The following is a 24478-nucleotide window of genomic DNA, read 5'->3' on the forward strand; positions in this document are numbered from 1 at the left end:
ATCCCGGGTGGGGTTCCGCGGCCCTGAAGGCGCCGACCTGATCGTCGATCAGGCTGGATCACTCCAGGGTTCTGGCCCACGGAAGGCCCACATCAGGTGGTGCTGCGTCGTCTGCTTCCGGAATCCGGCACCGGCCGCCGCAAAGGCATAGGTCTGCGCCTGTGCCACTACCGCTTCCAGTGCCTTGGTCGGTCGCTCATTGCGCTCGCGGACGGGAAGACCCGCGAGAGCCAGGGAGGACGCCGGACGCGCGGCACGAATGCCGGACAGACCGGTGCCCAGGCCGGAGGCGCCGAGCATGCACGTGGAGACGACGGAGCGACCGGTCAGTTTGGCGGTGCGGGTGGAGCTGATGCTGATGCTGATCACTTCAATCGCCTCCTCTCGGCGTCTCGGGGGACTGGGGTGAGCCAGTCCGACGGATATGCAAGTACAACACGGAATCAGGGCCTCCGAGAAGGCCGCTGTCCCCGTGGCTAAGAACCTATGGGGATTGCCGGGGCATGCGCAAACTATTTTTTCGACGAGTTGGATTCAGTCGCCGATGTCCTGCGCCTCGACCTCGCGACCTGCGCAGATGGCCAGAACATCGGCGCCGTAGCGGCCCAGCTTGCGCGCTCCGACCCCGGGAAGACGGGCCAGTTCACGCTCATCTGCGGGCACGGCCTCGGCGATCGCGATCAGCGTCCGGTCGGTGAAGACGCAGAAGGCGGGCTGCCCACTGCGCTGCGCCTGCAGCGCCCGCCACTCACGCAGCCGTTCGTACAGGCCCTCGTCCATGTCGGAGGGGCAGTCGTCACAACGCATCAGCTTCATCTCCCCCGCGTCGGACAGCGTGTGCCCGCAGACCCGGCAGCGGGCGGGAGTTCTGCTGGTACGCCGTGGAGTGACGGCCGCCGCGGCCGTGCGGAAAGCGCTGACGCCCCGTTCGACGCCTCCGGCTCCCCCGATGGAGGTACGGCCGGCAGTGGCGCTGGAGCCGGGACGCAGTCCGTCGAGGAAACGGCTCGGCCGCCGACCGGGGCGGCCACCCGGTGAGCGGGACAGGGACCATGAGACATGGAGGCGTTCCCTCGCGCGGGTGACGCCGACGTAGAGGAGACGGCGCTCCTCCTCGATCTGCTCGGCGGTCCTGGCGTAGGTGATGGGCATCATGCCCTCGGCCACCCCGACGAGGAACACGGCGTCCCACTCCAGGCCCTTGGCGGAGTGCAGGGAGGCGAGAGTGACGCCCTGCACGGTCGGGGCGTGCTGGGCGTTCGCCCTCTCGTCGAGTTCCGCCACGAGGTCGGTGAGGGTGGCGTCGGGCTTGGCCGCGGCGAAGTCCTGGGCCAGATTGACGAGCGCGGCCAGCGACTCCCACCGCTCTCTGACGGCTCCGGAGCCCGCGGGCGGCACGGATGTCCACCCTTCGCCCGCGAGCACGGCACGCACCTGGGAGGGCAGGTCGACGGCGTCGTCCAGGAGGGAGTCGTTCGCGCCGAAGCGGGCGGCACCGCGCAGGGCGATGCCCGCCTTGCGCACCTCGGGGCGGTCGAAGAACCGTTCGGCACCACGGAGCTGATAGGGCACTGCGGCGTCCGCGAGGGCCTGTTCGTAGATCTCGGACTGTGCGTTGGTGCGGAACAGGATGGCGATCTCGGAGGCGGGCACACCGTCGGTGAGCAGGTCGCGAATGCGGCGGGCGGCACCCTCCGCCTCGGCGGGCTCGTCGGCGTACTCGGTGTAGACGGGTTCGGGACCCGGGTCGCGCTGCGAGACCAGTTCGAGGCGGTGTTCGGCGGCACGGCCCCGGGCCTGGGCGAGCAGGCCGTTGGCGAGGTGGACGACCTGCGGGGTGGAGCGGTAGTCCCGGACGAGCTTGACGACCGTGGCTCCCGGGTGGCGGACGCGGAAGTCGAGGAGGTGATCGGGCGTGGCGCCGGTGAAGGAGTAGATCGTCTGACTGGCGTCGCCGACCACGCACAGGTTGTCGCGGTCGCCGAGCCACAACTCCAGCAGGCGCTGCTGCAGGGGGCTGACGTCCTGGTACTCGTCGACGACGAAGTGCCGGTACTGGCCACGCACCTCCTCCGCGATGTCGTGCCGGTCCTGGAGGATGCCGACCGTGAGGAGGAGGACGTCCTCGAAGTCGATGACGCCCCGCTCCCGCTTGAGGTCTTCGTAGGCGGCGTAGAGCTGGGCGATCTCCGCGGGGTCCCGGGGCGCCTCTCGGCCGGTCTTGGCGGCCGCGGCGGCGTAGTCGGCGGGGACGGTCTGGGTGACCTTGGACCATTCGATTTCGGCCGTGACGTCACGCAGTTCGTTGCGGTCGAGTCGGATGCGGCAGGCGCCGGCCGCATCCGCGACGATCTGGATCTTGCGATCGACGATCCTGGGCAGGGTGCCACCGATCGCTTTCGGCCAAAAGTACTGGAGCTGACGCAGGGCGGCGGAGTGGAAGGTGCGGGCCTGGACACCGGCGGCACCGAGCTGGCGGAGGCGCCCGCGCATCTCGCCCGCGGCACGGTTGGTGAACGTGACAGCGAGCACGCTGGAGGGCTGGAGGATGCCGGCCCGCACTCCGTAGGCGATGCGGTGGGTGATGGCCCGCGTCTTGCCGGTGCCGGCGCCGGCCAGCACGCACACCGGGCCGTGCAGGGCGGTCGCCACCTCGCGCTGCTCGGGGTCGAGCCCTTCCAGCACGGCGTCGGCCCCGCTCGGCACGGCCGAGTACGGGGAACCGCCGGGAACCCGGGAGAACAGGGTGGAATGCCTTGCTGCTGTCACCCCGCCATGCTGCCAGGTCGGCGGAGACGGGTGCGGTGGTTGTCCACAGGGGGACGGTTGCGGTCGTACTGATACGCCGAATACGACAGGCGTCACGCCGACACGGCTGGGGGAATGGCGGAACCTTCACGAACGTTCCCCTCTCAACGACCACACACCCCAGTCGTAAAGGAGCGCAACCGACATGTCGGGCACTGTGACGATGTACAGCACCTCGTGGTGCGGCTACTGCCGTCGGCTGAAGAGCCAACTGGACCGTGAGGGCATCGGGTACAACGAGATCAACATCGAGCAGGACCCGGAGTCGGCCGCGTTCGTGGAGAAGGCGAATGGCGGAAACCAAACGGTTCCGACTGTGCTGTTCGCGGACGGCACGACGCTGACGAACCCGTCACTGGCGCAGGTGAAGCAGAAGATCGGCACCTGACGACGGCCGCAGGTTCTCGCCCTGCGCGGAAGGCGGTTCCTGAGCTGTCTCAGGGACCGCTTCCTTGCGGTTTGTCCCAGATCAGCGTGTACCGCCACAGGAGCCGGCGCCGGAACCGGCAACCGGGCAGCAGGAGCCCGGCAGCCTTCCGGACCTGACTCCAGTGCATGGTCGAGTCCTCCATCGGCATGCCGGCCGGGCCGCGCTTGCCTCCTCGCAGCAGCGCGTGCAGCCGGCTCGCCGGCACACCGCAGCCGCTGATCACCCAGTCCGGGAACGTCCGGTTGTACGCCAGCCCGACGATCACCAGTCGGCCGCCGGGCGCCGTGAGCCGCACCAGACGCCCCACCGCCTCCTCGAAGGCAGTGTGGTGGACGACGGCGACCGCGCTGACGAAGTCGTACCCGCCTTCCCGCAGGGAGGCCTCACCAAGGTAGTCCGCTTCACGGAACGTGACGTTCCGGGGCACGTCCCGGCGGGCCGCCCGGATCATCTCCGGCGAGCGGTCCACCCCGGTGACGGACCTCGCCCTGGTCGCGAGCTTGCGGGCGAGCAGACCGTCGCCGCAGCCGACGTCCAGAGCGGCACCGCAGTCGGCGGGGACGGCGGTGAGGACCACGGGGTGGTAGTGGACGTTGTGGTTCCAGTACGGGTCGTTCGTACGCGCCCGCACCAGGTCAGACGCTCCGGGTCGGCAGGGGCTTGCCGTACCAGAGCTCGATCAGGCGGGCCGCGATGGAGATGCCGTACGGCGGCAGGACCTCTCCGGTCTCGAACGCGGTCCGCAGTTCCTCACGGGAGAACCAGCGCGCCTCGTGGATCTCGTCCCCGTCGACGTCGATGTCGGTGGAGGTGGCACGGGCGAGGAAGCCGAGCATCAGGCTGGACGGGAAGGGCCAGGGCTGACTGGCGACGTACTGGACCTCGCCGACGGTGATGCCGACCTCTTCGAAGACCTCGCGGCGCACCGACTGCTCGATGGACTCCCCCGGCTCGACGAAGCCGGCAAGGGTCGAGAAGCGGCCCTCGGGCCAGTGCACCTGGCGGCCGAGCAGGATCCGGTCGTCGTCGTCCGTGACCGCCATGATCACCGCCGGGTCGGTGCGCGGGTAGTGCTCGGCGCCGCAGGCGGGGCAGCGGCGAATGTGCCCGGCGGCCGCGATGACCGTGCGCTCGCCGCAGCGCGAGCAGAAGCGGTGCAGGCGCTGCCAGTTCTCCAGGGCGACCGCGTGCACCATCAGGCCCGCGTCCCGTGGTGACAGCAGCAGTCCGGCCTCGCGCAGGCCGGCCGGGCGCGCCGACTGGTCCATACGGCCGGGAAGCGCGTCCTTCTGGAGGGCGAAGTAGCTGACGCCGTCCGCGTCGGTGCCCAGGAAGTAGCGGTGGGCCTCCGTGAGCGGTGCTTCGAAGGAGGGGGTCATGACGAGTTCGGTCCGACCGTCGGGCGTCTCGTCGATGAGGACCTGCCCGCCGGAGACCACGAAGCAGCGCGTCGAGGGATGACTCCATGCGGCGGCGAGCCATGCCTCGTCGAGCCGGTGGTGGGCGGCCCGGTCGATGCCGCTCGGCGAGGTGAGCGAGACGGGCCGGTCGGCGGTGTGGTCGGTCCAGGTGGTCACGGGTGCTTCCAACTCCCCCGGTGCAACGGTGGTTTCGGCGGGCGGTTCAGCGAGACGTGGGTCGGGCGGGGGGCGGGCCTGAGGCGGGCGGGGCGGCCCTTCCAGTGTGCCGCGCCGGGGCGGCCCTGTGCCCCGCGCGTTCGTCAGACACCATGGCGCCGGTTCTTCCCCAGGTCGTCCCACAGGTAGGCGGCGGTTTCGACGCCTTTGAGGAGCAGATCGAGTTCGACCTTCTCGTTCGGGGCGTGCCAGCCGTCGGAAGGGATGGAGATGCCGAGGAACAGGACGGGCACGCCGAGGACCTCCTGGAGGTCGGCGGCGGGTCCGGACCCGCCCTCGCGGGTGAAGCGGACGGGCTGCTCGAAGGCGCGGGTCATGGCGCGTACGACGGACTGCAGGGCGGGGTGGTCGAGGGGTGTCAGGCAGGGCCGGGTGGCCGCCCCGAACGTGATCTCGTGCCGTATCCCGGCGGGCAGCACGTCCGTCGCCCAGGCGCGCACCAGCTTCTCGATGTGGTCGGGCTCCTGTCCCGCGACCAGCCGGAAGGAGAGCTTGACCATGGCGGAGGACGGGACGATCGTCTTGCTGCCGGGGCCCTGGTAGCCGCCGCCGATGCCGTTGACCTCGGCGGTGGGGCGGGCCCAGATGCGCTCCAGCGTGGTGTGTCCCGCCTCTCCGTACGTGGCGCTCGACCGGGCGGTCCGCAGCCACTGCTGCTCGTCGAAGGGCAGCTCGGCGAAGAGTTCGCGCTCGCGGTCGGTGAGGTCGATGACGCCGTCGTAGAAGCCGGGTACGGCCACGCGCGCGTGCTCGTCGTGCAGGGCGGCGACCAGGCGGGCGGCGGCAGTGGCCGGGTTGGGCACGGCGCCGCCGAAGGACCCGGAGTGGATGTCCTGCTCGGGTCCGTACAGGGTGATCTCGCATTCGGCGAGGCCGCGCATGCCTGTGCAGACGGTCGGGGTGTCCGCGGACCACATGCCGGTGTCCGAGACGATCACCGTGTCGGCGGTGAGCCGGTCGGCGTGCTGTTCGACGAGGGTGCGGAAGTTCGGGGAGCCGGATTCCTCCTCGCCCTCGATCAGCAGCTTCAGGTGGACGGCCGGGGCGGTGCGCCCGGTGGCGGCGAGGTGGGCGCGGACTCCGAGTGTGTGGAAGAACACCTGGCCCTTGTCGTCGGCGGCCCCGCGCGCGTACAGGCGGCCGTCGCGGACCACCGGTTCGAAGGGGTCGCTGTCCCAGCCGTCCTCGCGGGCGGCGGGCTGGACGTCGTGGTGGCCGTAGACGAGCACGGTGGGTGCCTGCGGGTCGTCGGAGGGCCATTCGGCGAAGACGGCTGGAGCTCCGGCCGTCGGCCACACCTCGGCGGTGGGGAAGCCGGTCTCCCGGAGCTTGGCGGCGAGCCAGTCGGCACTGCGCCGTACATCCGCCGCGCGCTCGGGCTGGGCGGACACCGACGGGATGCGCAGCCACTCCGCGAGGTCGTCGAGGAAGGCGGCGCGGTGGCTGCCGATGTACGTGCGGACGGCACTGTCCGGGGTCTCGCTCATGGTCACGAGCCTATCGGCCCGCGCCGGCATCCTGGTCCGCCGGTTCCCCGTCGAAGGGGCGGCCCAGCAGCAGCCGCTCCAGGGCGGCCCGGTCCGGGAGTCCTTCGGGGCGTACGACCTCGCCGGTGCGGACGTAAAGGAACGCGGCGCCGACGGTGTCCAGGGGCACGCCCTGCTGCTCGGCCCAGGCGAGCCGGTACAGGGCGAGCTGGAGCGGGTCGGCGGTACGGGCGCGGCTGGTCTTCCAGTCGACGATCTCGTACTGCGTGCCGTCGACGCCGTGCACACGGTAGACGGCGTCGATGCGGCCCCGCACCACGCGGCCGGCGACGGCGAGCTGGAAGGGTGCCTCGACGCGGTACGGGGTGGCGTGGGCATAGGGGGTGCGCTCGAAGGCGTCCTTGAGGGTCTGCAGGTCGTGCTCGTCGGCGATCTCGGCGTCGCCGCCGGGCAGCTCGTCCGGCTCCAGCATGGGCAGCCGCAGCTCCTCGAAGCGTGCCTCCACCCAGGCGTGGAAGCGGGTGCCCCGGCGCGCCGCTGGTTGCGGGGGCCGGGGCATGGGGCGCGCGAGTTCCTGTGCGAGCCCGTCCGGGTCGGCGGCCAGGCGCAGTACCTGGGAGGCGGTCAGGGACGACGGCAGCGGTACGTCGGTGACGGCGGCGCGGGCGCGAAGCAGCTCTCCGGTGAGGGCGTCCAGATCGCGGTCCCAGGAAGCGACGGTGCGGGCCTCCTCCGGGGTGAGCGCGGGGCCGTCCTCGGGCGGGTGGCGCCGGGCGTGCGGGACGGCGGGGGTGCCGTCACCGCCGGGTACACGCGCGTGGGGGGCCGCGGCGGACGGGGACTCGGGGTGGGTCGACCAGGAGTCCCAGTCGGAGGCGTCCTCCTCGGGGTGGTCGTGCCGGGCGGCGTCCTCCTCGGCGGGCGGGAGCGCGCCGTGGGCGGCTTGCTCCCCCTCGAGGTCGTCGTAGAGGTCCTCGTCGTCCGGCGGTGGCGGCCACTCCGGGTCGTCGTACGCGGAGGCGTCCTGGCCGATCGCCGGGTGTGCGGCCTGGTGGGAGGCGAGCTGCTCCAGGTGGGCGAGTACGGTCGCGGCGGCGGCGCGACGGCGGGCCAGGGCGGCGTCGTCCAGCGGGAGCGGCCAGGCGTGGTCGGTGGCGGCCTCGTGGAGTGCCGGGTTCTCCTCGTCCTCGGCGGGCGGGTCGGTCCACACCTCGATCTCGCCGTGTCCGGCCTCGCAGTGCTCGTAGAGGGCCTGGAGGAAGTCCGAGGGCCCTCGGGGGCGCTTCTGGGCGGGACCCCACCAGTGGCCGGAGCCGAGCAGCAGGGAGCGGGGACGGGTGAGGGTGACGTAGCCGAGACGCAGCTCCTCGGTGCGCTGGTGCTCCTTCATCGCCTCGTGGAAGGCCTTCAGGCCGCGGGAGTCCCACCTCTCGACGTCGGGCAGGGTGTCGGCGTCACCGCGCAGCGCGTGCGGCAGCACCTTGGCCTGGGCGGTCCACTTCTCGCGGCCCTGGGCGCTCGGGAAGGTCCCTTTGACCAGCCCGGGGACGGCGACGACATCCCACTCCAGGCCCTTGGACTTGTGCGCGGTGAGCACCTTGACGGTGTTCTCACCGCCGGGGAGGGCGTTGTCCAGGCCCTTCTCGTACTGGGCGGCGGTGCGCAGGAATCCGAGAAACGCGAGAAGGCCGGCGTCCGGTTCGTTGGCGGCGAAGGACGCGGCGATGTCCAGGAAGTTGGAGAGGGTCTCGCGTCGGCGGGCGGCCAGCGCGTGCGGGGACGCGGACAGCTCGACTTCCAGGCCGGTGACGGCGAGCACGCGGTGCAGGACGTCCATCAGCGGGTCGGCGAGGGCGCGGCGCAGTTCGCGCAGTTCGGCGGCCAGCCGTGCGAACCGCACCCTCGCGTCGGGCGAGAACGGCAGCCCGTCGTCCTCCCGCTCGGCCTCCATGGGCATCTCCAGGAAGGTGTCGAGGGCGTCCGCGAGTGAGATCACCTCGGACGGGTCGATGCCCTCGACGGCGGCGGCGAGCCTGCGGTCCGGGTCCTCGTCGCCGTCCGCGCGCGCGTGCGACACGAGAAGACGGGCGCGCCGGCCGAGGAGCGCGAGATCACGGGGACCGATGCGCCAGCGCGGCCCGGTGAGGAGGCGGACCAGGGAGGCGTTGGCGCCCGGGTCCTGGAGGACCTCGCAGACGGCGACGAGGTCGGCGACCTCGGGCAGGTGCAGCAGCCCCGACAGGCCCACGACCTCGACCGGGATGTCGCGCGTGACGAGGGCGCCCTGGATCTGGGCGAAGTCGGTGGCGGTGCGGCACAGGACGGCGATCTCGCCGGGAGCGGTGCCGGTGCGCACCAGGTGGGCGATGGAGTCGGCGATCCAGTCGATCTCCTCGGCGTGGGTGCGCAGCAGGGCGCAGCGCACCAGGCCGTCGCGCTCGGCGCCCGGGGCGGGGCGGAGGGCTTCCACGCCCGCGTGCATCGCGCGCAGGGGGGCGGCGAGGCCGTTGGCGAGGTCGAGGAGGCGGCCGCCGCTGCGGCGGTTCTCGCTGAGGGCCTGGCGGGTCGCGGGGCGGCCGTCGGTGTGCGGGAAGTGCTCGGGGAAGTCGTCGAGGTTGGCGACGGAGGCTCCGCGCCAGCCGTAGATCGCCTGGCAGGGGTCGCCGACGGCGGTCACGGGGTGGCCGGTTCCGCCGCCGAAGAGTCCGGCGAGCAGGACGCGCTGGGCCACCGAGGTGTCCTGGTACTCGTCGAGCAGGACCACCCGGAACTCGTCCCGCAGGATGCGGCCCACCTCGGGACGGCCCGCCAGCCGCGCGGAGAGGGCGATCTGGTCGCCGAAGTCGAGCAGGTCCCGCTCGCGCTTGGCCGCTCGGTAGCGGATCACCAGCTCGGCGAGCTCCCGGCGGGCGGCGGCCGTCTCGGGAACCTTGCGCAGGTCGGCGTTGGTGAGCTTGACGCCGTCCAAGGTGCGCAGCAGCTCGGCGTCGTGGGCGCGCAGGTCCTCCGGTGCCACGAGGTGCTCGGCCAGTTCGGCGTCGAGGGTGAGGAGGTCGCCGACGAGGTCCGGGAAAGAGCGGGTCAGCGCCGGATACGGGCCGGGGGCCTCCCGCAGCACGCGCGCGGCGAGCTGGTAGCGGGTGGCGTCGGCGAGCAGGCGTGACGTGGGCTCCAGCCCGATGCGCAGGCCGTGGTCGGTGAGGAGCCGGCCCGCGAAGGCGTGGTAGGTGGAGATCACCGGCTCGCCGGGCGGGTCGTCCGGATCGATGACCTCCGGGTCGGTGACGCCCGCCTTGATCAGCGCCTTGCGAACCCGCTCGGCGAGTTCACCGGCCGCCTTGTTGGTGAAGGTCAGGCCGAGGACCTGCTCCGGGGCGACCTGTCCGGTCCCGACGAGCCACACCACCCTGGCCGCCATCACCGTGGTCTTGCCCGAACCGGCTCCGGCCACGATCACCTGCGGCGCGGGCGGCGCGGTGATGCAGGCCGTCTGCTCCGGGGTGAAGGGGATGTCGAGGAGCTCTATGAGCTGCTCGGGGTCGGTGATACGAGCGGGCACGACGGAGAGGCTATCGGTGGCCGCTGACAGTGGATGCCGAACTGGCTGCCGCGCTGGAGGAGGTGCTGGTCAGCACGGGTGGTGCCACGGGTCACACGCGTGCTGTCACTCCACGACCTGCCGGCCCTCCGGCCGCGCGCTGCACGACGCCCGGAACGCGCAGTGTGTGCAGTGCTGCCCGGTGGTCGGCGAGAAGCGCTCGTCGAGGACCTTGCCGGCGGCGGTGGCCAGCAGCTGCCCGGCCCACTCTCCTTCCAGGGGCTGCTGCGCCTGCACCTTGGGCAGCGGTTCACCGCCGTCCTTCCTCGCGGCGCCCTGCCGCAGGTGGACCAGTTCCGCGCCGCCCGGCTCGGGGCGCCGGCCGCCGAACACCTCGTCGACTGCGCCCTCGCGCACGGCGAGCTGGTACACCGCGAGCTGTGGATGACGGTCCACCTCCGCGGCACTGGGCGCCTGCTTGCCGGTCTTGAAGTCGACCACGTAGGCGCGGCCCTCGCCGTCGGATTCCACACGGTCCATGGAGCCGCGGATGCGCACCCGGTAGTCGCCCGCTTCGAGGGTGACGTCGAAGCCGTGCTCGCTGGCCACCGGCGTGCGCCCGGCGCGGACGCCATTGGAGTCGACGTGCCACTTCAGGAAGCGTTCGAGCGCCACGCGCGCGTTGTCCTTCTCCTGGGCCGACTTCCACGGCGCGTCGAAGGCGAGCGCGTTCCACACCGAGTCCAGGCGTTCCATGAGGACGTCCAGGTCGGCGGGGGTGCGCCCGGAGGCGACCTCGTCGGCGAGGACGTGCACCACGTTCCCGAAGCCCTGGGCGGCGGTCGCGGGCGTGTCGGCCTTCACCTCGCGGCCCAGGAACCACTGCAGGGCACAGGTGTTCGCGAGTTGGTCGAGCGCACTTCCGGAGAGCACGAGGGGCTGGTCCCGGTCGCGCAGGGGCACCTTGCTCTCGGTCGGGTCCCACATGCCCCACCAGCGGTACGGGTGGGCGGACGGCACCAGGGGCCGCCCGCCCTCGTCGGTGAGGGCGGCGAGCCGGGCCAGACGGCGGGCGGCGGCCGCACGCAGGGGCTCGGAGACGCGCGGATCGACGGTCGTGGCGCGCAGTTCGGCGACCAGGGCGGCGACGGACAGGGGACGGCGTGGGCGGCCGGCGACGTCCCTGGGTTCGACGCCGAGTTCGGCAAGGAAGCGCGAGGGCCGGTCGCCGTCGTCGGCGGGGGCCTTCACGGCGGTGACGACCAGCCGTTCACGCGCGCGCGTGCAGGCGACGTAGAACAGGCGGCGCTCCTCGGCGAGCAGCGCGCCCGGGGTGAGGGGTTCGGCGAGTCCGTCACGGCCGATGCGGTCGGCCTCCAGGAGGGAACCGCGGCGGCGTAGGTCGGGCCACAGACCCTCCTGGACGCCGGCGACGACGACGAGGCGCCACTGCAGTCCCTTGGAGCGGTGCGCGGTCATCAGGCGGACGGCGTCGGGGCGCACGGCGCGGCGGGTGAGGGTGTCGGCGGCGATGTCCTGGGCCTCGATCTCCTCCAGGAAGTTCAGGGCGCCCCGGCCGCCGGTGCGCTCCTCCGCGCGCGCGGCGGTCGCGAACAGGGCGCACACGGCATCCAGGTCACGGTCGGCGTTGCGCCCGGCCGCGCCGCCGCGCCGGGAGGCGTTCTCCAGCCGCCTGGGCCACGGCGTGCCGTCCCACAGCACCCACAGGGCGTCCTCAGCCGTGCCGCCGTGCGCGAGCCGCTCGCGGGCCTGCCTGAGCAGCGCACCGAGGCGCTGGGCGCCGCGCGCGTACGCCGGGTCGTGCGTGACCAGGCGCTCGGGTTCGGCCAGTGCCCGGGCGAGCAGGTCGTCGGAGGGCGGGGGTACGGGGTTGCCGGCCGCCCGCTCCTCCTCGCGCAGGGCACGGCCGAGGCGTCGCAGGTCCGCGGCGTCCATAGCGGCGAGCGGGGAGGCGAGGAGGGTGAGCGCGGTCTCGGTGTCCAGCCAGGGTTCCGGGTCGGCCCCTTCCTGCCGGGGTTCCCCGGGTCCCGCCGCCTGCGCCTGCGCCTCCACCTGCGCCACCGCCCGGAGCGCCGTCAGCAGCGGGGTCACCGCCGGTTCATGGCGCAGGGGCAGGTCGTCGCCGTCGATGTCCAGGGGGACTCCCGCGGCCGTCAGGGCACGGCGCACCGTCGGGATCGTGCGGGCTCCGGCGCGCACCAGGACCGCCATCCCACTCCACGGAACGCCGTCCTCCAGGTGCGCGCGGCGCAGGAGGTCGGCGATGTTGTCCAGTTCCGTGCCGGGGGTGGGGTAGGTGTAGGCCTCGACGCGGCCCCCGTCCCGTACGGCGGCGAGTTCCCGGTGGGCGCGTGCCTTCTCCGCCGGGAGGCGGGTAAGTGGCATGCGCTGGGTCAGCAGCCGGGTGGCGGCGAGCAGGGCGGCCCTGGAGCGACGGGAGGTCCTGAGAACCTCCACGGGCGCCGGTGCGCCGTCGGTGCGCGGGAAGGCGTGGGGGAAGTCCAGGATGCCGTTCACGTCGGCGCCCCGGAACGCGTAGATCGACTGGTCGGGGTCGCCGAAGGCCACCAGGGTCCGGCCGTCGCCCGCGAGGGCCCGCAGGAGCCGTACCTGGGCGGGATCGGTGTCCTGGTACTCGTCGACGTAGACCGCGTCGTACCGGTCGGCCAGGCGCTCGGCGACGCCGGGGCGGCGGGCCAGCAGGACGGCGCGGTGGACCAGCTCGGCGTAGTCGATCACTCCCTGGAGGTCGAGGACGTCCAGGTACTCGGCGAGGAAGGCGGACGCGGCCTGCCAGTCGGGGCGGCCCGTTCGCTCGGCGAAGCGGCGCAGGGCGTCCGGGCCGAGGCCGAGTTCGCGGCTGCGGGCCAGCACGGCGCGCACCTCGTCGGCGAAGCCACGCGTGGTCAGGCAGGCGCGCAGTTCGTCGGGCCAGCGCACGTGCGCGAGGCCGAGGCGCTCCAGATCCGGCTGGCCGGCGAGCAGCTCGCGCACGGCCACGTCCTGCTCGGGGCCGGACAGCAGCCGCAGGGGCTCGACGAAGAGGTCGCTGTCCTGGTGGGCGCGGACCAGGGCGTAGCAGAAGGAGTGGAACGTGGTGGCCTGCGGCGCGTGTGCCGCGCCGATGCGCAGCGCCATCCGGTCGCGCAGGTCGACGGCGGCCTTGCGGCTGAACGTGAGCACCAGGACGCGCTCCGGGTCGCCTCCGCGGGCGATCCGGGCGGCGACGGACTCGACCAACGTGGTCGTCTTCCCCGTGCCCGGGCCTGCGAGAACCAGCAGAGGGCCGGACTCGTGGTCAACCACCGCGCGCTGGCTCGCGTCCAGACGAGGGGGATCCACCCGGACGGGCGGGGTACGCACCAGTCGGTAAGCGCCACGGCTCCCCTCCCGCACCCGGGGGTGCGGCAGGCGCCTGGTGGAGGAAGAGGAGCTCACGTGGTTCGCCGGTCCTGGTGGTCGTACTGGTGCTGGTCACTGCCGGCGCGGAACGCCGTCGTGGAGGAGCCGAGGTGGTCGGGCGGCGGCCGGCAGGGCGGCCGCGTGTGGCGGGCGGTGGGCACGGGATGACGGGAACGCGCGCCCTTGACGCTACGCCCGCGCGGTCCGCGGAAGCAGGTCTTCCCCGGCCTCTCTCCGGCCCCTGTGGTCACTTGTCTCACCGCGGTCGCTCTGTCCACGAAAGTACGGCATGCCACGGAGGTGCCCTGCTTCACCCGTACGGGCGACGGGTGCCCGTTCGCCCCGGCCGATGCCGGAAGCTGTCAGACGTGACCCACCGCGCGTTCGACTCCGTCCCAGCGCGCCCGCCTCATGTCGACCCGCGGGAGATGTCCCTCCGAGGCGCGGCCGGCCTCCCGCAGCGGGGTGCCCTCCACCCGGTAGTGGCCGAGCGCCTCCAGCTCGTGGCCCGGCAGCAGAACGCCGTCCGCGCGGACGACGCGCCACCAGGGGACCGCTCCGCCGTAGAGAGCCATCACCCGGCCCACCTGGCGCGGGCCTCCCTCCTCCAACCACTCGGCGACGTCCCCGTAGGTCATCACGCACCCAGGCGGAATGCGTTCGGCCACGTCAAGGACCCGTTCCGCGTACTCCGGCAGGTCGTCCGCCGCAAGGTTCTCCTCGCTCATCCGCCCCATCCTGCCCCACCCCACCGACAATGTGATGAGAGAGAGGCCGAGCGGGACCCCCGCTCCGCACAGTGCTTCGGGCAGACTGTGCGCCCCCGCATTTGCACCCTGATGCCCCCGTGTGCCGGGTGGGCATGCCACCATCGTGCGGGCGGTGACCGGTGATACGAGATCAAGAAGAGACGATGAAACAGCAGGGTGTGCACCCCGACGGCGCGGAGGGCGCCCCTGAGGGTTCGTCGCGCCCCGACACCGCCGCAGCGGGCCATCACGCTGGCGAAGAGACGAACAAAGAAGCGAACAAGGAAACGGGCGCCGACGGCCTCACGCCCGGCGCGGCGCACGACGGCGTCGGCGGGACGGCGCCCGCGAACGAAAGCGGATCCGCCGAGGCTCCCGACGACGACACGCCGCAGACAGCGGCTCCCCACCGGCGACCGGAGGGGAGCGAGGAGTGCGCCGACGTCCCCAACGACGAGGTGGAGGGCGACGAACCGCTGCTCCCCGCGCGCGTGCACCGTCCCTCGGACCTGATGCGTCTTCTCGTGGGCATCCTCGGGATCGTGGTGCTGCTCGCGGTCGCCGCGTTCGCCCACGGCACCACGTCGGGCCTCGAACAGGACATCAACAGGGGCACGGGGCAGGCACCCGATCTGCTGATCAAGATCGCGGGTCTGGCGTCGAGCATCGCGATCCTGCTGGTACCGGTCGCCTTCGCGATCGAACGGCTGATCAAGCGGGACGGGCTGCGCATCGCCGACGGCGTCCTCGCGGCGGTCCTGGCCCACGGAGTGACCCTCGCCACGGACCTGTGGGTGGCCCGGGCCGCCCCGCCCTCCATCCAGGAGGCGCTCACCCAGCCCTCCCCCAGCGACCTCCATGCCCTGACCGACCCGGTGCACGGCTATCTCGCGCCCGTCATCGCCTATATGACCGCGGTGGGCATGTCACGCAGGCCGCGCTGGCGTGCCGTGCTGTGGGTGGTGTTGCTGCTCGACGCCTTCTCGATGCTGGTCACCGGCTACACCACACCCTTCTCGATCGTCCTGACGGTGCTGATCGGCTGGAGCGTCGCGGCCGGAACGCTGTACGCGGTCGGCTCGCCGAACGTACGGCCCACCGGGCGGACCCTGATGGCGGGGCTGCGCACCGTCGGCTTCCGCCCGGTGAGCGCGGCGCGCGAGGAGACAACCGACACGGCGGACAACGGCGACCGCGGCCGGCGCTACTTCGTCACCCTGGAGGACGGTCCGCCGCTCGACGTCACCGTCGTCGACCGCGAGCAGCAGGCGCAGGGCTTCTTCTACCGCGTGTGGCGGCGGCTGACACTGCGCGGGATCACCACGCGGCGCAGCCTGCAGTCGCTGCGGCAGGCCCTGGAGCAGGAGGCGCTCCTCGCGTACGCGGCCATCGCGGCCGGCGCGAACGCCCCCAGGCTGATCGCGACCTCCGAGCTGGGCCCCGACGCCGTCATGCTCGTCTACGAGCACACCGGCGGCCGCACCCTCGACCAGCTGCCCGATCACGAGATCACCGACGATCTGCTGCACGACACCTGGCAGCAGGTGCGGGCGCTGCAGTCGCGGCGCATCGCGCACCGGCGGCTCGCCGGCGACGCCCTCGTGGTGGATCGTTCCGGCACCGTCATCCTGACGGATCTGCGCGGCGGCGAGATCGCGGCCGGTGACCTGGTACTGCGGATGGACATCGCACAGCTGCTGACCACGCTCGGACTCCGGGTCGGCGCCGAGCGGTCGGTGGCTTCCGCGGTCGACGTGCTCGGCCCGGACGCGGTCGCCGACTGCCTGCCCATGCTGCAGCCCATCGCACTGACCCGCTCCACGCGCGCGACCCTGCGGAGGCTTGCCCGGGACCGGGCCCAGCGCGAGCGGGAAGCGGTCCTCGAGGCGTCCCAGGAGGCCAAAGCGGCTCAAGAGGCCAAAGCGGCTCAAGGGGAGGACAACCACGCCGGCTCCGGGGTCGTCCTCGACAAGCCCGACAAGAAGGCGGTACGCGCCGAGCAGCGGGCCGAGAAGCGGGCGATCGACGAGGCGCTGGAGGAGGCCCGTGAGGAGGACCTGCTCACCCAGATCCGCCACCAGGTGCTGCGCATCCGGCCGCAGGCGCCGGTCGAGCCGGCTCGTCTGGAGAGGATCAGGCCACGCACGCTGATCAGCTTCATGGCGGGCGCCATCGGCGCGTACTTCCTGCTGACGCAGCTCACCCACATCCAGTTCGGCACGCTCTTCGCCCATGCCGAGTGGGGCTGGGTGGCGGCGGCCGTGTTCTTCTCCGCACTGAGCTACGTGGCGGCCGCGATGGCGCTGCTGGGCTTCGTGCCCGAGCGGGTGCCGTTCCTGCGGGCCGTGGCCGCGCAGGTCGCCGGGTCGTTCGTGAAGATCGTGGCGCCCGCCGCGGTCGGGGGCGTCGCGCTCAACACGCGCTTCCTCCAGCGCGCGGGGGTGCGGCCGGGACTCGCGGTGGCGAGCGTCGGCGCCTCGCAGCTGTTCGGGCTGGGCTGTCACATCCTGATGCTGCTGTCCTTCGGGTATCTCACGGGCACCGAGAAGACGCCGTCCCTGTCCCCGTCCCGCACGGTCATCGCGGGTCTGCTGACGGTCGCGGTGCTCGTCCTGGTGGTCACGTCCGTGCCGTTCCTGCGGAAATTCGTCGTCACGCGCGTGCGGTCGCTGTTCGCGGGTGTCGTCCCGCGCATGCTGGACGTGCTGCAGCGGCCGCAGAAGTTGGTCACGGGCATCGGCGGCATGCTGCTCCTGACCGCGTGTTTCGTGATGTGCCTGGACGCCTCGATCCGGGCGTTCGGGCACGAGGAGGGGACCACACTGAGCCTGGCCAGCGTCGCGGTCGTCTTCCTCGCCGGCAACGCCCTCGGCTCGGCCGCCCCGACCCCGGGCGGTGTGGGTGCGGTCGAGGCGACCCTGACGGTCGGTCTGATCGCCGTGGGCCTCCCCAAGGAGGTCGCCGCACCCGCGGTGCTGCTGTACCGGCTGCTGACGCTGTGGTTGCCGGTGCTGCCCGGGTGGCTGTTCTTCAACCATCTGACGCGCGAGGACGCGCTCTAGGCCGGCGCACACGCGGCGCGCGGTGGCGGCATCCAGGAATCACCCGCACGGCCCGCGTCCCGAGCGTTCCCGGCCGCGCGGTCGCACGATGGGAACATGCCGAACCGCCTTCCGATGCGCGCCGCTTCCGTGAGCGCCGCCGCCGTGCTTGTGTCCTCCCTCCTGACGGGCTGCGCCAGCGGCTTCGTGGACGGGGAGCTGTCGGGTCAGAAGCTGATCTGGAAGAACTGCCCGGCGCCGTCCGTGGCGGAGGGCGGCGGCACCGCCCCCTCACCGCTGCCGAACGGCGGACGGTGGCAGTGCGCCACCATGAGGGCGCCCCTCAACTGGGACGACCCCACGAGCGGCACCGTCGACATCGCGCTGATCCGGGTGAAGGCCAGCGGCCCCTCGAGCAAGCGGATCGGTTCCCTCATCTTCAACTTCGGCGGCCCGGGGGGCTCCGGCGTCAGCGCGCTGCCCGCCTTCGCACAGGACTACGAAACCCTGCGCAGCCGCTATGACCTCGTGAGTTTCGACCCACGCGGAGTCGGACGCAGCGCAGGCGTGAAGTGTGAGAACGACCAGCAGCTCGACGCGTTCTTCCAGCAGGACGAGACACCCGACAACGCCACCGAGCTGACGGCCTTCCTGAACAGCACCAAGCAGTTCAACAACGCCTGCCAGAGCCACTCCGGGAAGGTGCTGCCGTATGTGCGCACCACCGACGCGGCACGCGACATGGACCTGCTGCGCCAGGTGCTCGGCGACCGAAAGCTGCACTACTTCGGCATCTCGTACGGAACCGAACTCGGCGGCGTCTACGCACACCTGTTCCCGAAGAACGTCGGGCGGGCCGTGCTGGACGGGGTCGTGGACCCGACGCAGAACCCGGAACAGAGCGCGCTCGGACAGGCCAGGGGCTTCCAGCTCGCGCTCGACAACTACGCCCGGGACTGCACCTCCAAGAGCACCGGATGCCCGGTCGGCCGCACCCCGCAGGACGTCGAGAACCGGATCGCCGCCCTGCTGAAGAAACTCGACAGCAAGCCGATCCCCGGCGTCTTCCCCCGCCGGCTGACCCAGACCGCCGCGACCAACGGCATCGCAGAGGCGCTCTACTCCAAGGACTTCTGGGGCTACCTGACCGAAGGGCTGCGGCAGGCGTACGCCGGTGACGGGGAGGTGCTGATGCTGCTGTCGGACGCGATGAACGGGCGCAACGAGAACGGCCAGTACAGCAACCTCATCCCCGCGAACATCGCCATCAACTGCGCCGACGAGAAGCCCCGGTACACGTCGGCCGACGTCAGGGCCAAGCTGCCGCAGTTCCGGGCCGCCTCCCCGGTGTTCGGCGACTTCCTGGCCTGGGGCATGCTCAGCTGCACCGGCTGGCCCGTTGCAGGAGCCGCCAACCATCCGAACGTGAGTGCGCCCGGCGCCCCGCCGATCCTCGTGATCGGCAACACCGGCGATCCGGCCACCCCCTACGAGGGGGCGAAGAGGATGGCGGACGCGCTGGGCAAGGGCGTCGGCGTGGAGTTGACGTACAAGGGCCAGGGGCACGGCGCCTACGACAGCAGGAACAAGTGCGTGCAGAGCGTCGTGAACGGCTACCTGCTGAACGGAAAGGTCCCCGCAGCCGGCACCGTCTGCACATGACCCGCCCACCCGCGGAAACCTTCCACCCGCAGAGCGAACATACAGGTCAAAGGGTTGTCCACAGGCCGGCATGGGCTTCGATCGATCCGCCTACCATGGCCTCGTTGCTTTCCGCGGCGCCGAGCGGGGAGCGGATGAGGGGGGTACAGATGTCACGTTTCCCACGGTGGACGGCCGCGATCGCCGCCGCGCTGCTGGTGGCCGGCTGCGGAGGTGGTTCGTCCCGCGCAGGCGGGACCTCGGGGATGCCTTCCTCGCTCACCTCGCTCACCTCGCAAAAGCTCGACTGGGGCCGTTGCAGCGGCACATCGGCGCCGGACGGCGACTGGCAGTGCGCCACGCTGCGGGCACCGCTGGACTGGGCGAAGCCGGACGGCGAGACGATCGGCCTGGCGCTGATCCGGTCCCGGGCCGCAGGGGGCGACCGGATCGGCTCACTGCTCTTCAACTTCGGCGGTCCCGGCGGCTCAGGGGTCTCGATGATGCCGTCGTTCGCCGGCACGGTCTCCGCCCTGCACCAGCGGTACGACCTCGTGAGCTGGGATCCTCGCGGAGTCGGGGCCAGCGAGGGGATCCGCTGCCGCAGCGACAAGGCGATCCAGGCCGCCGAGGGGGTCGACGTGACACCGGACGACGCCGGTGAGGAGAAGGCGTACCTCGACGACGCCGCCGACTTCGGCAGGGGCTGCGCCAAGGCCGCCGGAAAGCTGCTCGGTCACGTGTCGACGACCGACACCGCGCGGGACATGGACCTGATGCGCCAAGTCCTCGGCGACCGCACGACGCACTATTTCGGTATCTCGTACGGCACCGAACTGGGCGGCGTGTACGCCCATCTGTTCCCGAAGAAGGTGGGGCGCATGGTGCTGGACGCCGTCGTCGACCCCACCGCGGACAGCATCGGGCAGGCGAAGAACCAGGCACTCGGGTTCCAGCGCGCGCTGGAGGACTATCTGAGGTCGAGGGGGCAGGACCCGAAGCAGGGCTCGAAGAAGATCGCCGAGTTGCTGCGACGGATCGACGCGAAACCGCTGCCGACGTCCTCGGGTCGGAAACTCACCCAGACACTGGCCTTCACCGGCATCGTGCTGCCGCTCTACAGCAGGCAGAGCTGGCCCATGCTCACCAGCGCCCTCCAGGCGGCGGAGGCGGGCGACGGTTCCGAACTGCTGAGCCTGGCCGACGACTACAACGAGCGGGACCCGTCGGGCCGCTACGGCACCACGACACACGCACAACGGGTCATATCCTGCCTGGACAACAGGCAGCGGCCGACGCCCGAGTCGGTGAAGAGGATGCTGCCGGAGTTCGAGAAGATCTCACCCGTCTTCGGCGACTTCCTGGGGTGGGACACGGCCGGCTGGTGCCACGACTGGCCGGTGGCCGGACAGTTCGACCACCCGGTGGTCAGCGCGCCGGGAGCCGCGCCGGTGCTGCTGGTGGGCAACACCGGGGACCCCGCGACGCCGTACGAGGGCGCCCGGAAGATGGCCGACGGGCTGGGGAGAGGTGTCGGTGTGGAGCTCACCTGGAAGGGCGAGGGCCACGGGGCGTACGGAAACGGAAGCACCTGCGTGGACTCCGCGGTGAACGCGTACCTGCTGGAGGGGACCACGCCGAAGGACGGAACGGTCTGTCCATGACGATGGCGGGGCTGGAGCGGCACGGCACAGCCGCGGTCATAACCGGTCGTGGCTGGTGCGGCCGGCTACGCGACTTTGGCCGGCCGCTTCGGCGCGAGCCTGGCAGATCATGGCCCGAGATCGGGCACTGACGGGCAGGCGCACAAACCTGCCCGATCCGCGGGGTCGGCGGTGCGATCTTCCGAACCAGCCGTCCAGATGGTCCCCGGGCACGCAGCGGTGCGGCGCCGCGCATCCGGTCATATGAACCGGAGCAGCACCACCACGGCAATCTGCGCGGGGAGCACAGCACGTGCCACACGCCACCGGACGTCCTCGCGCATGACGAGTGCCACGAACGCGAGTGGGTAGGTAGCCCCCAGCGGAATCGCCGAGACCAGGCCTACGGTCGGCGACACGTGATTACCGAAGACCAAGATCGCCCGCAGGGCCACCCACCCGGCCATCCCGGCCGTGAGTACCCGAACCGTGAGCGACCGGTGTCGAGCGCGGCCTGCGGGCAGGCGGGACTCGGCGATCGTCTCGCGGACGATCATGATGCCCGTCCACGCGAAGAGAGTTGTGACAGCCAGGATGATGAGCAGCCCGAGGGCGGCAGGCCCGCCGTCACCGAGGATCGAGTCCGGGTGCCAGAAGATCTCGATGAAGATCCAGGCAGGAACGCCCAAAACGATGCCTGCGGCCCACAGGGAGACGATCTCCTTGCCCAGACGGTCCGACCACCACCCTTGCAGGGCCCGCACCCACAGCAAGATCTTGCGCAGACTCTCGCCCATCCCCCGCCTCCCCGACCGCTCGTCATCCCCGGGCCGACCTCCGAGAGCATGGCATACCCAGGGGTGCCACCAGCTGTGCGCCCCGGGTCGGAATCCGTCGGCCTGCGAGCGCCGCGCCGTCCCCGGGCCGTAGGAGGTCAGCCGACGCCGACCGGGAACGACCGAAGCCCACGGCATCTGAACTGGCCAGAGCCGTGGGCCTCTTCAGTCTCGCTGGTCAGCGGGACTCCCTGATCAGTAGACCGGCTTGTGCGGCTCGATCTGGTGGACCCAGCCGATCACGCCGCCGCCCACGTGGACGGCGTCGGAGAAGCCCGCCGACTTCAGGACGGCGAGGACTTCCGCACTGCGGACACCCGTCTTGCAGTGCAGGACGATCTTCTTGTCCTGCGGGAGCGTCTCCAGGGCGGTGCCCATGAGGAACTCGTTCTTCGGGATCAGCCTGGCTCCCGGGATGGAGACGATCTCGTACTCGTTCGGCTCGCGGACGTCGATGATCTCGATGTTCTCGCCGTCGTCGATCCACTCCTTGAGCTGCTTGGGAGTGATCGTCGAGTCGGCGGCCGCCGCCTGGGCCTCCTCGGAGACGACGCCGCAGAATGCCTCGTAGTCGATGAGTTCGGTGACGGTCGGGTTCTCACCGCAGACCGCGCAGTTCGGGTCCTTGCGGACCTTGACCTGGCGGTACTGCATCTCCAGGGCGTCGTAGATCATCAGTCGGCCGACCAGCGGCTCGCCGATGCCCGCGAGGAGCTTGATGGCCTCGTTGACCTGGATGGAGCCGATGGACGCGCACAGCACGCCCAGGACGCCGCCCTCGGCGCAGGACGGGACCATGCCCGGCGGCGGGGGCTCCGGGTAGAGGCAGCGGTAGCAGGGGCCGTGCTCGGACCAGAAGACGGAGGCCTGGCCGTCGAAGCGGTAGATTGAGCCCCACACGTACGGCTTGTTCAGCAGCACGCACGCGTCGTTGACCAGGTAACGGGTGGCGAAGTTGTCCGTGCCGTCGACGATCAGGTCGTACTGGCTGAAGATGTCCATCACGTTGTCGGCCTCGAGCCGCTCCTCGTGAAGGATCACGTTCACGTACGGGTTGATGCCCTTGACGCTGTCGCGCGCGGACTCGGCCTTGGAGCGGCCGATGTCGGACTGGCTGTGGATGATCTGCCGCTGGAGGTTCGACTCGTCGACCTCGTCGAACTCCACGATGCCGAGCGTTCCCACGCCCGCCGCGGCCAGGTACATCAGCGCCGGCGAGCCCAGGCCGCCGGCGCCCACGCAGAGCACCTTGGCGTTCTTCAGCCGCTTCTGCCCGTCCATCCCGACATCGGGGATGATCAGGTGGCGGGAGTACCTGCGGACCTCGTCTACGGTGAGCTCGGAAGCGGGCTCGACCAGGGGTGGCAGCGACACGGGGACTCCGTTGGTCGGTCAATCACTACGGTTGTTCTCCTCGTAACACTGCCACGCCCTTCTTCATTCCGAGACACCCGTCCCGAGACGCGAGACGATGTCGTCCCAGTAGCCGGGCATGGCCTCCCAGGGGTCGGTGCGGCCACCGCGGTCCGTGCGGTCGGTGAACCAGATCGTGGCGGCGCCCTGCCAGCGGGCGATGCGCAGTGCCTCCTCGAGGTGACCGCGGGGAACGCCGTGCACGAAGTGGCAGAAGCGCTCGGGCGGGTGCTCGGCGGTCCACTCGGCGACCTGCGACCAGCGGTAGTCGCTCCAGGCGCCGCGGAAGGTGACCAGTTGGTCGCCGTGTTCGGCGTATCCGGGGTACGGGTGGCTGCCGTGTCCCAGGACGATGTGCCCTCGGCCGAGGAGCGCGCGCAGCGTGGTGACCGTGCGGCCGGTCTCGGAAAGGAGGGCGCGTTCGGTGGGGCAGCGGTCGAGGAGGAATCCGTCGACCTGGTACCAGTCGAGATATCGCCGCGCCTCACAGAGCAGCTCGCCGAAGGGGCGCGCGCCCCAGACGACGTCGAGGTGACCGAGAACACGGACGCCGGCGGTGTGCAGCCGTCCGGCGGCCTGCAGGCAGTGCGGGTCGGGCCGGGTGCCCGGACCGTTGCTCACGTTGAGGGCGGCCCAGTGCACCGGGGTCCCCGGACGGGCGAGTGCACCCCACTCCTCGGGGGCGAGGAGAGGGTGCGCATAGCCGGGGGTGCCGAGGCCCAGACCCAGGTCGGTGCTCGCGCTGCTCGCCGGAGTGCTGGTCAGATGCGGCATGCCGCCTCCATCCAGATGTCCGCGAGGGACTCCTCGAGGTTGATCCGGGGCCGCCAGCCGAGCCGGTCGCGGGCGGTGCGGACATCGGCCTGCTGCCAGCTGCCGCAGCCGTCCGGATAGGGATAGGCGACCGGGACCGCGTGCTCGGGGTCACCCCGGTGGTGGCCGAGAGCCGGCCGCATCGGACCGGGAGGGCCGTCGAGTTCGTGCAGGGCGCCGCCGTAGCCGGCCACGCGGGAGAGGACTGCGGCGGCGTCACGCAGGCGTACGGCCCGCCCCGAGCCGATGTTGATCACACCTTGGGCGGCGGAGAGGGAGGCGGCGTGGACGGCGCGAGCCACGTCGCGGACGTCGACGAAGTCCCGCTGGACGCCGAGGCCGCCGAGCTTGAGTTCGCCGTCGCCGGACTGCATGGCGCGGCGCAGCGCTTCGGCGAGGCGGCCGAGCGGGGACCCGGCGGGAGTGCCGGGCCCGGCGGGTGAGAACACGCGGAGCACGACGGCGTCGAGCCCGGAGCTCAGGACGAGTTCGGTCGCGGCGAGTTTGCTGACGCCGTACGGGCCGCCGGGGCGCGGTACCGCGTCCTCGGCCGTGGAGGAGCCGGGCTGGCTGGGTCCGTACTCCGCGCTGCAGCCGATCTGCACCAGGCGGGCCCCGCAACCGCTGCGGCGCAGGGCCTCGCAGACGGTGGCGACGGCGACGGTGTTGTGCCGGGTGAGTTCGCGGGCGCCGCCGCGGATGGTCCCGGCGCAGTTGATGACGACTCCGGGGTGCACGGCGTCCAGGAAGCGGGTGAGCGCGCCGGGGCTGCCGGAGGCGAGATCGAACCGCACGTCGGCGTCGTCGCCGCGTCCCAGCGCGGTGAGCTGCACGGCCGGGTCGGCCAGCAGCCGGTCGGCGACGAAGCGGCCGATGTATCCGTTGGCTCCGATCAGCAGGACCCTCATCGGGCGGCTCCCGGGGCGGACTCTCCGGTTCGGGAGGTGATCATCTGGCGTTTCTCCTTACGAGGGTGGTGCCGTGGGATGAGAGAGGCCCCGCGGTGTCGGCCCGCGGGC

At 71.7% G+C, this 24478-nt stretch carries 17 protein-coding genes; 4 read left to right on the forward strand and 13 right to left on the reverse strand.

What is annotated here, in order from left to right; all coding sequences use genetic code 11:
- Window positions 1-48 precede the first annotated feature (48 nt).
- Both AC5WS8_RS19470 and AC5WS8_RS19475 read right to left on the reverse strand, forming a co-directional pair.
- On the reverse strand, window positions 49-369 hold the full coding sequence (locus AC5WS8_RS19470) for a hypothetical protein (RefSeq protein ID WP_496104679.1): 321 nt from the start codon (window positions 367-369) through the stop codon (window positions 49-51).
- A gap of 165 nt (window positions 370-534) precedes the next feature.
- Window positions 535-2769 (reverse strand): ATP-dependent DNA helicase UvrD2, encoded by a 2235-nt coding sequence (locus tag AC5WS8_RS19475; protein ID WP_496104680.1) that lies wholly within the window; start codon window positions 2767-2769, stop codon window positions 535-537.
- Window positions 2770-2953: 184 nt separating this feature from the next.
- Here AC5WS8_RS19475 and AC5WS8_RS19480 point away from each other — a divergent pair, with 184 nt between their 5' ends.
- Window positions 2954-3196: a mycoredoxin gene (locus AC5WS8_RS19480; protein WP_496104681.1), complete on the forward strand. Its 243-nt coding sequence runs from the start codon at window positions 2954-2956 to the stop codon at window positions 3194-3196.
- 49 nt (window positions 3197-3245) lie between these two features.
- Here the strand turns inward: AC5WS8_RS19480 and AC5WS8_RS19485 are convergent, their stop codons facing one another.
- The 7 genes from AC5WS8_RS19485 to AC5WS8_RS19515 all read right to left on the reverse strand — a co-directional run bounded on the left by AC5WS8_RS19485 (window position 3246) and on the right by AC5WS8_RS19515 (window position 14051).
- On the reverse strand, window positions 3246-3869 hold the full coding sequence (locus AC5WS8_RS19485) for a class I SAM-dependent methyltransferase (protein ID WP_496104682.1): 624 nt from the start codon (window positions 3867-3869) through the stop codon (window positions 3246-3248).
- 4 nt (window positions 3870-3873) lie between these two features.
- The gene (gene nudC, locus AC5WS8_RS19490; RefSeq protein WP_496104683.1) at window positions 3874-4815 is read right to left on the reverse strand and encodes an NAD(+) diphosphatase; all 942 of its coding nucleotides are present in this window, start codon (window positions 4813-4815) and stop codon (window positions 3874-3876) included.
- A 143-nt stretch (window positions 4816-4958) separates the two neighbouring features.
- Window positions 4959-6362: a dipeptidase gene (locus AC5WS8_RS19495; RefSeq protein WP_496104684.1), complete on the reverse strand. Its 1404-nt coding sequence runs from the start codon at window positions 6360-6362 to the stop codon at window positions 4959-4961.
- A gap of 10 nt (window positions 6363-6372) precedes the next feature.
- Window positions 6373-9921 (reverse strand): ATP-dependent DNA helicase, encoded by a 3549-nt coding sequence (locus AC5WS8_RS19500; RefSeq protein WP_496104685.1) that lies wholly within the window; start codon window positions 9919-9921, stop codon window positions 6373-6375.
- Between the two features lie 105 nt (window positions 9922-10026).
- Complete coding sequence (locus tag AC5WS8_RS19505) at window positions 10027-13359, reverse strand: ATP-dependent helicase (RefSeq protein WP_496104686.1); 3333 nt, start codon at window positions 13357-13359, stop codon at window positions 10027-10029.
- Window positions 13356-13484 (reverse strand): hypothetical protein, encoded by a 129-nt coding sequence (locus tag AC5WS8_RS19510; protein WP_496104687.1) that lies wholly within the window; start codon window positions 13482-13484, stop codon window positions 13356-13358. The genes AC5WS8_RS19505 and AC5WS8_RS19510 overlap by 4 nt, the downstream gene beginning before the upstream one ends.
- A 201-nt stretch (window positions 13485-13685) precedes the next feature.
- Window positions 13686-14051, reverse strand: a complete 366-nt coding sequence (locus AC5WS8_RS19515; RefSeq protein WP_496104688.1) for an MGMT family protein — start codon at window positions 14049-14051, stop codon at window positions 13686-13688.
- Window positions 14052-14236: 185 nt separating this feature from the next.
- Here AC5WS8_RS19515 and AC5WS8_RS19520 point away from each other — a divergent pair, with 185 nt between their 5' ends.
- From AC5WS8_RS19520 to AC5WS8_RS19530, 3 genes are all read left to right on the forward strand, one after another.
- Entirely contained in the window at window positions 14237-17134 is a 2898-nt protein-coding gene (locus AC5WS8_RS19520; protein WP_496104689.1) for a lysylphosphatidylglycerol synthase transmembrane domain-containing protein, read from the forward strand.
- Between the two features lie 96 nt (window positions 17135-17230).
- Window positions 17231-18775, forward strand: coding sequence for an alpha/beta hydrolase (locus AC5WS8_RS19525; RefSeq protein ID WP_496104690.1), 1545 nt, complete (start codon window positions 17231-17233; stop codon window positions 18773-18775).
- Between the two features lie 149 nt (window positions 18776-18924).
- A complete protein-coding gene (locus AC5WS8_RS19530; RefSeq protein WP_496104691.1) occupies window positions 18925-20418 on the forward strand; it encodes an alpha/beta hydrolase in 1494 nt (497 codons plus the stop codon).
- A gap of 239 nt (window positions 20419-20657) precedes the next feature.
- Here the strand turns inward: AC5WS8_RS19530 and AC5WS8_RS19535 are convergent, their stop codons facing one another.
- The 4 genes from AC5WS8_RS19535 to AC5WS8_RS19550 form a co-directional block, all read right to left on the reverse strand.
- On the reverse strand, window positions 20658-21194 hold the full coding sequence (locus AC5WS8_RS19535) for a hypothetical protein (RefSeq protein WP_496104692.1): 537 nt from the start codon (window positions 21192-21194) through the stop codon (window positions 20658-20660).
- 234 nt (window positions 21195-21428) lie between these two features.
- The gene (moeZ, locus tag AC5WS8_RS19540; RefSeq protein ID WP_496104693.1) at window positions 21429-22607 is read right to left on the reverse strand and encodes an adenylyltransferase/sulfurtransferase MoeZ; all 1179 of its coding nucleotides are present in this window, start codon (window positions 22605-22607) and stop codon (window positions 21429-21431) included.
- A gap of 63 nt (window positions 22608-22670) precedes the next feature.
- A complete protein-coding gene (locus AC5WS8_RS19545; RefSeq protein WP_496104694.1) occupies window positions 22671-23420 on the reverse strand; it encodes a spherulation-specific family 4 protein in 750 nt (249 codons plus the stop codon).
- Window positions 23408-24367: an NAD-dependent epimerase/dehydratase family protein gene (locus tag AC5WS8_RS19550; RefSeq protein ID WP_496104695.1), complete on the reverse strand. Its 960-nt coding sequence runs from the start codon at window positions 24365-24367 to the stop codon at window positions 23408-23410. The genes AC5WS8_RS19545 and AC5WS8_RS19550 overlap by 13 nt, the downstream gene beginning before the upstream one ends.
- Window positions 24368-24478: the final 111 nt, after the last annotated feature.

The sequence above is a fragment of the Streptomyces sp. PTL18 genome (assembly GCF_059510295.1).